Here is a 1,170-nt window from a genome sequence, read left to right on the forward strand (position 1 = left end):
CGGGGCCAAGGTGCCGGTCGTTGAGCGGAGGGCGCTCTGGCGCCCGAAGTCGAAGCGCCGCCGGCCCGGCGTCGCGGCTGGGAGCGAGCGTTTCGTCTCGCTCGTTCCTCGCTCGCTCAACGTCCGGCGCCAAGGTGCCGGTCGTTGAGCGGAGGGCGCTCTCGCGCCGGAGGTCGAAGCGCCCCGGCCCGGCGTCGCTGCTGGGAGCGAGCGTTTCGTCTCGCTCGTTCCTCGCTCGCTCAACGTCCGGCGCCAAGGTGCCGGTCGTTGAGCGGAGGGCGCTCTGGCGCCCGAAGTCGAAACGCCTCGAGCCCGCGGTTCGTCAGGCCCGGGAGTCCGGTGTCTTGTTGTCGGGAGCGCGGGGGTCTGTGGTGGCGTCCGCCGCGGCATCCTCCGCCTGCTCGTCGGTGACCGCGCTGCGCGACCGGGCACGGCGCTCGGCGAGACCCGACGTCGCGTCCTCGAGCGGCTTGCGCAGGAAGAGCACCGACAGGCTGAGGCCGATGAGCGCGGCGAAGATGGCGGCGAGCCAGTAGTACTCCTGCATGATCGGGAACAGCATCAGGATGCCGAACGGCACGAGGAACGCCAGCAGCCGCAGCACCGAGTAGACGATGGCCGAGCGCGCTTTCACCCGTCCATCCTACGTTCGACCCACGGGCGGGTTCGGCGACGGTTGCGTCACGGCACGCCCACGCCGGGCCGCGCCCGCCTAGGATGGGAAGATGCCTCGGGTGCTGTTGATACTGGCCCTGGTGGCGACCGCGTTCTGGGTCTTCACCATCGTCGATTGCGCGGTCCAGCCCCCGAGCCGCCACCGTGGCGTGAGCAAGCCGGTCTGGATCCTCATCGTCGTCCTGCTGCCCGTCCTCGGCGGTCTGCTCTGGCTCATCGTCGGACGCGTGCGGGCCTCGTCCGTCGCCGCCCGCCGCGCGCCGGATGACGACCCCGAGTTCCTCGGCCGCATCGGCACGATCAGCGATCAGGACGAGCGCATCCGCCGCCTCGAGGAGGAGCTGGCGCAGCTCGACGCCGAGAGCGACGACCCCCGCTGGAGCCAGCCTCTCGGCCCGGCGGAATCCGACGACACCGCTGCTCCGGGTGGCACCGCCCCCGGAACGGCCGCCGCAGGCGGCACTGCCGCGCCGGGCACCCCGCCGCAGCCGAAGC

At 72.3% G+C, this 1,170-nt stretch carries 2 protein-coding genes; one reads left to right on the top strand and one right to left on the bottom strand.

All coding sequences use genetic code 11. From position 1 onward, the window contains the following. Positions 1 to 322 precede the first annotated feature (322 nt). Entirely contained in the window at positions 323 to 634 is a 312-nt protein-coding gene (locus tag ACI3KX_RS22100; RefSeq protein WP_349428567.1) for a DUF4229 domain-containing protein, read from the bottom strand. 91 nt (positions 635 to 725) lie between these two features. Between ACI3KX_RS22100 and ACI3KX_RS22105 the strand changes: the two genes are divergently transcribed. Further along, positions 726 to 1,170 (top strand): PLDc N-terminal domain-containing protein (locus ACI3KX_RS22105; protein ID WP_404911097.1); only part of this gene is annotated, 445 nt, incomplete at its 3' end.

The sequence above is a fragment of the Microbacterium sp. ZW CA_36 genome (genome assembly GCF_044987475.1).
Lineage (GTDB): Bacteria > Actinomycetota > Actinomycetes > Actinomycetales > Microbacteriaceae > Microbacterium.